Origin of the sequence: Microcoleus sp. S13_C3 (genome assembly GCF_036700905.1) — a bacterium.
GTDB lineage: Bacteria > Cyanobacteriota > Cyanobacteriia > Cyanobacteriales > Microcoleaceae > Microcoleus.
The window spans coordinates 66,731-75,438 of record NZ_JAUBPT010000017.1 but is presented as its reverse complement, the minus strand read 5'-3'; the positions used below and the strand labels follow the sequence as shown (position 1 = coordinate 75,438).

Here is an 8,708-nt window from a genome sequence, read left to right as displayed (position 1 = left end):
GCCCGTCCTTTTTGGACGGGCGGGACGCCCATCCCACTTTCAAGAGTGGAAGTTATTTAATTCTCATTCCTTAATGACTCTGACCGAAAGCATCCAGGATACAAGCCCCCGGATTCATTCCGAAAGCAGACTCAGGACGCAGAAATAAAAAACCTGTATCCGATGAAACTTTCCCCCCGAATTTATCTCGCGCAAGTCAATGCTTCAATTCTAAAATCTAAAATCTAAAATCTAAAATCTAAAATCTAAAATCGATTGACAGATTCAGCGTCACACTCATTTAAGCTCAAAAACAAGTAAGGACACGGCACTGCCGTGTCCCTACAAATATCACCGAAAATTAACCTGATTTACGATTACTTAACAAACAGCATTTCTTGATAAGTAGGCAGAGGCCACAAATCATCAGCCACTTCACCTTCCAGAGCATCCGCATACTGGCGAACCTCATCCATCAAAGGACGAATTGTTTGCGAAGCATATTGCATATGGTCTTCTGTCGAAGCAAAATCGTGCTTGCTCAAAGCCGCGCTCAATTTGCTCGTAGTATCAATCATTGACTTAACCAACACCGCTACTTTTTCGGCACTTTCCTTTTCCAGTTCAATCCCAATCTCTTTCAATTTAGAAATGGTTCCAGAAACTTCAGCTAAATACCTCAAAGCTGCGGGGTAAATAATGGTTTTGGCCATGCTTATTACCAGTTTTGCTTCGACTTCAATTGCCAGCAAATACTGCTCAGCATAAACATCGTAACGGCTTTCCAATTCAACAGGAGTCAGAACACCTGTCTTTTCAAACAAGTCTTCAATGTATCCTTCCTTCAACACGGGCAAAGCATCGGCCGTAGTCCGCAAGTTAGCTAAACCCCGTTCCTCAACAGCCATTTTGTGCCATTCTTCGGAATAGCCGTCGCCACCAAATACAACCGCACCGTGCTCGTCCATCACTTCTTTGAGAATGGTTTGGATGGCAGCATTCAGTTCAGTCCCCTTAGCCAAATCGCTTTCTAATTTGTTAGCAATCCAGTCCAAAGAATCTGCAAGAATTGTATTCATCGCCACCAACGGCCCGGAAACAGACTGACCGGAACCTACTGCCCGGAATTCAAATCGGTTTCCAGTAAAAGCAAAGGGTGAAGTTCGGTTTCTGTCCCCAGCATCCTTCATGAAAGTAGGCAGTGTTTCTACACCTAAGTTCATAATTCCCCGACATTTAGAGTCCTTAACTTCTCCCCGGCTAATTTGCCCGAAGATATCTTCTAATTGCGAACCCAAATAGACAGAGATAATTGCAGGTGGAGCCTCATTTGCACCCAATCGGTGGTCGTTGCTGGCAGTAGCAACTACCGCGCGCAATAGCGGCCCGTATTTGTGAACTCCGCGAATCACAGCGCCGCAGAAAACTAGAAATTGTATGTTCGAGTGCGGTGTATCGCCGGGGTCTAATAAGTTTCCTTGAGTGGCATTGCCGACCGACCAGTTGACGTGTTTGCCAGAACCGTTAATGCCGGCGAAAGGCTTCTCGTGCAGCAAACACATAAAACCGTGTTTCTTCGCTGTGTTGCGGAGAATTGTCATGGTTAATTGTTGGTGGTCGCTGGCGACGTTTGCAGCTTCAAAAACTGGTGCAATTTCAAACTGACCGGGAGCTACTTCGTTGTGCCTGGTTTTGGCAGGAATTCCCAGACGGTACATTCTTTCTTCTACTTCCTGCATGAAGACTTGAACGCGCTCTGGAATCGCTCCAAAATAGTGGTCGTCAAATTGCTGACCTTTGGCAGGAGGTTTGCCAAACAGGGTGCGACCTGCTAGCAGTAAATCGGGGCGGTTGTTGGTGAAATTGGCATCTACCAGGAAGTATTCTTGTTCGGAACCGCAACTGGAATTTACCGGAGCAACTTCGGTATTGCCTAATAGCTTTAACACTCGAGTTGCTGCTTTGTTCATGGCGGCAATGGAACGCAAAAGCGGCGTTTTCTTGTCTAAGGCTTCACCTGTCCAGGAGATGAAAACAGTGGGAATGCACAATGTCATGCCGTTGTCTGTTTCCATGACATAAGCAGGGCTGGTGACATCCCAGGCTGTGTATCCGCGAGCGGCGGCGGTGGAACGGATGCCGCCGTTGGGGAATGAGGAGCCATCGGGTTCGCCTTGGACTAGAACTTTGCCTGCAAATTCTGAGATGACGGAGCCGTCGCCTTGCACTGAGATGAAACCATCGTGCTTTTCGGCGGTACCGTTGGTTAGCGGGTAGAATACGTGGGCGTAGTAGAGGGCTCCTTTGGAAATAGCCCAATCTTTCATTGCTACTGCAACTACATCAGCTACGGAAGCATCGAGTTTTTGGCCTGTTTGAACGGTATTTTTTACTGATTTGAAAATGCTTTTGGGCAGACTTTCTTGCATCTTGCTCAGAGTAAAAACGTCTGTGGCCCACATATCTTCTAGCCGCTTGGGAGGCCGACCAGGCATCAGTTTGCGGTTGACGATTTGAGAAATTGCTTGAACGCGCGATTCGTTTCCACTCATGGTTATTTTTATTGGGATTGCGGGACGATTAGTTGAGAAAAAATAGATGTTAGCAAAAGTCTAACTATTGACGAATATGTTGGATTTACCCAACGTTTTGCACCATTCTCAAGAACGGGCAAGATGCCCGTTCCACAAGAGATCAATTTTCTCGCTTCACAGGCCGTCCAGCCTGTTCATAAAAGGCTAATTGAGAATGGTGCAACATATAGCCTTTCTCAGAAAGATGAGGTACTCATGGTCATAGGGCATAGGCCTCCGTGGGCATAGGGCATAGGGCATAGGGCATACCTCACTTTTTTGAGAACCGCTATATGAGATTTACCCAATATTTTTTGTCAAAGCTAACTTTTGCGAGAATGCCTTTTTTGGCAGGCTCGAAAAGATTGGAGGAGCGAGGCTCAATCACTTCGCCACCGTCCATCGGGTGTGACAATCCAGTGTGAGATGCGGTTGGATTTCGGTTATTAGCAAGAAGATAGATGGCAAGAGCCTGTACAAACTTGAGTCCACATTATAGATGTCTGCACTGCACAAATTTAGTAATTAATCTTCACCCTGGTCAGCTCAAAAATTTTGTGCGAATCAATTCCGATGAATTCAGGTCAAAACTACTTATGGTTTTTAACGGTTCGACGATCGATAAATCGCAGTCCAGCAAACAACGCACTCGTTTAGGGGTTTTGGAGAATTATGGAGAGTACACAATCTACACTTGGAGAGTTTAAACAATCATTAACTAAATAAATGTATCGCAGGCTACAGAATTTTATGTTTTTTTTATAAAGGTCGATCGCACCAAGCGCACACAACCGCAGGGTTTCAGTGTAACAGGGCATGGGGCATGGGGCATGGGGCATGGGGTATGGGGCATGGGGCATGGGGTATGGGGCATGGGGCATGGGGCATGGGGCATGGGGCATAGGGCATGGGGCATGGGGTATGGGGCATGGGGCATGGGGCATAGGGCATGGGGCATACCTCACTTTCTTAAGAACCGCTATATGATAAATAAAGTCTGGCAACTATTCTAAAATTTGGTGCGACAATTTGCCGTAGAAATCTTTACGAGATTGGGGAACTTATTAAACTGTTATAGCCGCAGTTTATTGAGGATAAATGAGTAAAATTTAAACTTTTATTTAACTGGTTGGTAATCCGAAGACTTCAGAGTATGAGCCAAAAATCGTTCTGTGTAGTACAAAGCTAATTGATTGCTCGGCCCATTAAAAACTGCATCAAAGGCGTGTTCAGCCCAAGGAATTTCGAGCAAAATAGCCCGTGAAGCGAAGCTATCCCGTAGGGAATCGCCCGTGGCTCGAAATCGTTCGTAGAGCGATCGACCAAACTTGGGCTGAACGATATGGTCGCGACCTGCATAAACCAGTAGAGAAGGGGGAAGATTGGGTTTAATATAATTTATGGGAGAAGCCCGACGGTAAAGCTCGTTGAGTTCGTCTGGGGTTCCTCCCAAAAAGGCACGCAAGACGGCTCGAACATTTATAGCATCAGGAAAAGGTGGGTCATTGTATCCCCGGATCAGGTCATTTGGCCCGTAATAGTTGACCACTGCTCGAACTGGAAGCACAGTAGAATTATAAGCAGTTAGCATTGCTAAATGGGCACCTGCAGACCTTCCCATCAGAGCAATGCGATCGAGATCGATTTCCCAATCACCAGCATGAGTTCTGATATAGGAAAGAGCGGCTTGTACATCCTCAAGCTGAGCAGGAAATCGATACTTGGGAGCGTGGCGGTAAGCAATTGCAACCACACAATAGCCTTGAGCGGCTATGTAGCGGCTGAATTCCTCATTGGCATCGGGATTGCCTCTTTGCCAAGCTCCCCCGTAGAGTGTGATAATCGCGGGATATTTGCCAATTTGCATCGGCCGATAAAGATTTAGTTGCAGTGAAACTCCGTCAGGGTTGGCAAATACAATAGCCCGATCGATCCTAACCTCTCTGAGGGGAATTCCTCGGAACGCATCTGCGAGGATAAACGGTTGAGGGCGTAGCTGCGCGCGATCGGGTTGAGGAACGGCTGCTAGATAGTTTTCCCCTAGAACTGCTTGCATTTGGGTAGCTATGGCTGCATTGGCTGCTGGGAACTGAATCAGGGGTAGCAGGCCCAGGATTAGAGCGAACAGGTTACAAATCAGTAAAATAATGTAGACTTTGCCTTGATGCCGTCTGAGCAGGTTCAGCAGAAGGGCGATCGTATTGATACCAACCAACCAAGGACTGATTTCTGGTGCTCCCACCGCCAAAGGGTACAGGAACATCGTGGGTGCTGGTATGATGACCCAGAGACTGAGAAATAGGGCGATCGTACTCAGGAACCAAGAAATAAAGGGCGAGACTAAGAATGCTGCCAATAAAGGTAACTTTTTGCGGTTCTTCTTGTGGATCATCGGATTTTCGCAGCCTAATTTTTAATCAGTTTAAACTAATACCATTGCCCTAAAATATGCTAGAATGACACTGATAGTTTAACAAATGTTGCCTAAAAGTAGATTACCCAAAAAGCATTGATTTAACACCTAAGTCGTTAAAAATAATTTAATCGCCTTGCGCCACCAACAGGATAAATTTTTGAGTAACGAGTTCTTATATTACTCTTGCATAAATTTTGATACATTTTAGATTCAAGCATTAGGAATGACTTGTGACTCTCCGGGTTGGGAGGTTGGGAGTTGGGAGTTGTTAGAGAATTGCCTTTTTTTACTGGTCAGCTAAGAAGCATCTAAATTTTATAGTCAAGTTTGATAAATTTATTGTGGTATCTCGCCCGCTCCAAAAATACAATTTAGATGCGGGACAGCTTATCAGCAGCGCTAATTCGGTTGAATTAGGTAAAACAACTTAACTCTGCGTCTACAGCATTTTTGCGGTTAATAAATATTTTTACCCGTTAAAATGTATAGTACAAAAAGCCCACCTCACAGCGCTATAACTTTTATTTTTTAACGGCACGAGGTGTAACGAGATTCCAATTTACCTGAGAAACACCGTACAAAATAAAATTATCCAAAAGTCCGTAAGCATCCCCGCAATTGTAGCTTTTAGCCTCAACACATTTGCGATCGGCATTCTGATTCACAGCCACAAAAATATCAACTCCATCCGGCAACACACCCGCATACATCTTTAAATTAGCAAAATCATCAAGGATGCGACCGTTATCATCCACAGGCGGCAATTTCCACTCTTTCGGATTATTATTGCCCCCTAACTGGATTGCCCAAGCATGAGTACCGTCAAGCGCTCCGTTGTGGGCAGTATATCGATTCCAAAGATTATTTCGCTTTTCTCCGATGCGCGGGTTATTTTCATAACCCGCTACCCAATATTCTGACATAAATTTGAGAAAAACTTCCGCTTCCGCAGCAAGCGAACCAGTACCGGGACTCAAATCAGTGTTTCTGCTGCTAAAAGGAACCATGCCTAAATTCCAAGACCAATTTATTCTTCCCGGCTTCGGATTTAGCCAGGTAGAAAAATCGCAGAAGCTACCCTTCCAGATGCAGTGTGGCCGCTTCACATCCCATCCCTGCCAATAGTAAGTCTTCCCGTTCCAAGCGCGTTTCTCTGGCTCGCGATCGACCATATTTGCTACTCCTTGGGTCCTAAAAATTCCCCGGTCAGCGGCAGTAGAAATTCCTAACTCCTTTTTAAAGAAAACCTCCAAAGCCGAACCTTGATGAGTTTCTGGTTTACCCATCTTAGCAGCATATCTGCCGGAAGCCACAAGCTGCTACAAAATAATCGTAGGAAATGCCGGACTGGTATTGGAATAGTGATATTGGCCGAGAGGATACTGAAGGCATCTGCCAGCCAAAACCTGCATAATTTCTCCTAAAGTAGGACTTGGCAAAAAATAGCCCGCGCTAAGAGAAATGCCGAGTTGATTTTTTGCTGAACTGATAGATTTGCTGCCCCACTCATTGACAAGTAGCTGTTCTTGTGCTTGAAAATTCGCTGGGGTTTTTAGATTGCGAAGCACAGGCAAATTTGCGGTGACATCTTCAGCATATCTGGGGGCGCTGCGCTGAAGTCCGGATCGGTGCGACAAAAAATGTCCGAGGGTGACGTTTTGCCACTGTTTGTCTGCAAATCCTGAGTTGAGATTGGCACACTTGCTGTCTTTCACGGCAACGGGAAATTTGACTTTTCCCGAAAATACGGCGTGCAAGTTTTCAGGGATAATCGCTACTGGATATTGCTTGTTCAAACCGGGAATTAGCGGCGGATAATGCTCTGGATCGAACAATTTCATCCCTTCAATTTGGTCGTCAGTCAGTTCTAAGCCTGCCCGATCGCGCGCCGTGTGTTTAAGCGCCCAGCGCACCATTGCAAAGGTAACAGGCTTGCTGATACTGCCCATACGCATGGGGGTATCTGCCGGTACGATCGCAGCCAGAGGAGCCTGCATATCCGTCGCCACAAGCCGGATTCCAGTTATTACTAGGTCTGCCTTTCATGCGCCCGAAACCCCACACACCGACGGGTTTACCTTTAACAGAAACACCGAGTACGGCCGCACCGACGCAGGGGTGGCGCATGAATTCTGTCAGGGATTGCTTTAGAGGCTGGAGTTGCGCGTCACCACTACCACTAATGGGGATGTTTTCTTGCGCTAAAGCTGTGTTGTTGTTGGACTCGGAAAGCTTTCCCAAGCCTCCTAAAAGGATAGCTGAAATTAAGGTCAAACTTGTGTACAAAAGTCGGTTGATTCTTTGGCGATTTCCCCTAACATTCATTATAAAAAACTCCTGTTTAAAAATTTAGGTGGGTTCAAGTCGGTCAGCTCGATTTGAGTAACAGATACGTTATTGAGAGTAGCTAAAATTTGACCAGTTGCTGTCAAGCGGATTAAGGTGTCGCTGTTGGCTTGACTAATTGACAGTTGAGAGGAAGTCCAACCTCTAGTAAGGGCGATCGCATCTTTTCCGGGTTCAAAATCTCGAATGATATCCATCCCTGAATCTGCCCCAAGCAGAAAATGATCGTTCCCACTTCCTCCCATTAAAAAATCATCTCCCCAATCGCCGCTTAAAAAGTCGTCTCCCGCTCCCCCAAATATGGTATCATTGTCTTTTCCTCCCCAAATCGTATCATTTCCTTCACAGCCATCAAGTAGGTCGTTATTTTCATCACCCTGCAAGTAATCGTTGCCACCGCCACCACAGGCAGTATCGTCACCTAAATTTCCCAACAGAGTATCGTTGCCTTCACTGCCTAAAATTAAATCTCTATCCTTACCTCCCAATAAGAAATCGTTTCCTTTGCCGCCATCCAAAAAATCCGAGTCTTCGTTGCCGTGAATAAAGTCGCTATCTTCTCCGCCATTGAGCGAATCTTGTCCTCGATTTCCACATAATGTATCTCTTCCTTCATTACCAAGAATAATGTCTTGATTCTTGCCACCGAAAAGCAAGTCATCTGCCGTTGCACCAGAGATAAAGTCGTTGCCTTCGTTACCGTTTAAAAAGTCATTTCCTTCGCCGCCAAACAGGTTATCGTTACCTTCTTTTGCCTGGAAATAATCCTCGCTGCTGCTGCCGTCGAATGTCTCATTGCTAGCAGTACCTGTGATGGGTAGATCGATCGTACTATTGACAACTACCTTTTCTACAGGATTGGGTTGGTTGAGATTTGGGAGGGATAGAGAGTTACAAGGGCAATCTTCTGTCGGAATTTCTGTCGGTGTCGGAGTTGCTGTGGGAATTTCTGCCGGAGTTGGCGTTGGCGTTTCTGTCGGAATCGGTGTTGGTGTCGGAATCGGTGTTGGTGTCGGAATCGGTGTTGGTGTCGGAGTTGGTGTTGGTGTGGGAGTTGGCGTTTCTGTCGGAGTTGGCGTTGGCGTTTCTGTCGGAGTTGGTGTTGGTGTGGGAGTTGGCGTTTCTGTCGGAGTTGGCGTTGGCGTTTCTGTCGGAATCGGTGTCGGTGTGGGAGTTGGCGTTTCTGTCGGAGTTGGTGTTGGTGTGGGAGTTGGCGTTGGTGTCGGAGTTGGCGTTTCTGTCGGAATCGGTGTCGGAGTTGGCGTTGGTGTCGGAGTTGGCGTTGGCGTTTCTGTCGGAATCGGTGTCGGTGTGGGAGTTGGCGTTTCTGTCGGAATCGGTGTCGGAGTTGGCGTTGGCGTTTCTGTCGGAATCGGTGTCGGTGTGGGAGTTGG

Annotated in this window: 7 protein-coding genes; 1 reads left to right on the top strand and 6 read right to left on the bottom strand. The window is 46.4% G+C overall.

Annotation, left to right across the window (positions count from 1 at the left end; translation table 11 throughout):
• Positions 1-356: 356 nt before the first annotated feature.
• Positions 357-2,531 (bottom strand): glutamine synthetase III, encoded by a 2,175-nt coding sequence (locus QUA16_RS07540; protein WP_333102631.1) that lies wholly within the window; start codon positions 2,529-2,531, stop codon positions 357-359.
• A gap of 837 nt (positions 2,532-3,368) precedes the next feature.
• On the opposite strand from QUA16_RS07540, the gene QUA16_RS07535 reads away from it, so the two are divergent.
• On the top strand, positions 3,369-3,539 hold the full coding sequence (locus QUA16_RS07535; protein WP_333102632.1) for a hypothetical protein: 171 nt from the start codon (positions 3,369-3,371) through the stop codon (positions 3,537-3,539).
• 130 nt (positions 3,540-3,669) lie between these two features.
• Here the strand turns inward: QUA16_RS07535 and QUA16_RS07530 are convergent, their stop codons facing one another.
• From QUA16_RS07530 to QUA16_RS07510, 5 genes are all read right to left on the bottom strand, one after another.
• On the bottom strand, positions 3,670-4,944 hold the full coding sequence (locus tag QUA16_RS07530; protein ID WP_333102633.1) for an alpha/beta hydrolase: 1,275 nt from the start codon (positions 4,942-4,944) through the stop codon (positions 3,670-3,672).
• Between the two features lie 545 nt (positions 4,945-5,489).
• Entirely contained in the window at positions 5,490-6,281 is a 792-nt protein-coding gene (locus QUA16_RS07525; RefSeq protein ID WP_333181082.1) for a hypothetical protein, read from the bottom strand.
• Positions 6,282-6,287: 6 nt separating this feature from the next.
• Complete coding sequence (locus tag QUA16_RS07520) at positions 6,288-6,923, bottom strand: hypothetical protein (protein WP_333181081.1); 636 nt, start codon at positions 6,921-6,923, stop codon at positions 6,288-6,290.
• Positions 6,865-7,293 (bottom strand): hypothetical protein, encoded by a 429-nt coding sequence (locus tag QUA16_RS07515; RefSeq protein WP_333102636.1) that lies wholly within the window; start codon positions 7,291-7,293, stop codon positions 6,865-6,867. The genes QUA16_RS07520 and QUA16_RS07515 overlap by 59 nt, the downstream gene beginning before the upstream one ends.
• A partial coding sequence (locus QUA16_RS07510; protein WP_333181080.1) for a calcium-binding protein occupies positions 7,293-8,708 on the bottom strand: 1,416 nt, incomplete at its 5' end. The genes QUA16_RS07515 and QUA16_RS07510, both read right to left, overlap by 1 nt.

What these genes read in the sequence shown, in the direction of transcription:
- QUA16_RS07540 (WP_333102631.1), bottom strand. Translation starts at nt 2,531, where the DNA reads ATGAGTGGAAACGAATCGCGCGTTCAAGCAATTTCTCAAATCGTCAAC.
- QUA16_RS07535 (WP_333102632.1), top strand. Translation starts at nt 3,369, where the DNA reads ATGGGGCATGGGGCATGGGGCATGGGGTATGGGGCATGGGGCATGGGG.
- QUA16_RS07530 (WP_333102633.1), bottom strand. Translation starts at nt 4,944, where the DNA reads ATGATCCACAAGAAGAACCGCAAAAAGTTACCTTTATTGGCAGCATTC.
- QUA16_RS07520 (WP_333181081.1), bottom strand. Translation starts at nt 6,923, where the DNA reads ATGCGTATGGGCAGTATCAGCAAGCCTGTTACCTTTGCAATGGTGCGC.
- QUA16_RS07515 (WP_333102636.1), bottom strand. Translation starts at nt 7,293, where the DNA reads ATGAATGTTAGGGGAAATCGCCAAAGAATCAACCGACTTTTGTACACA.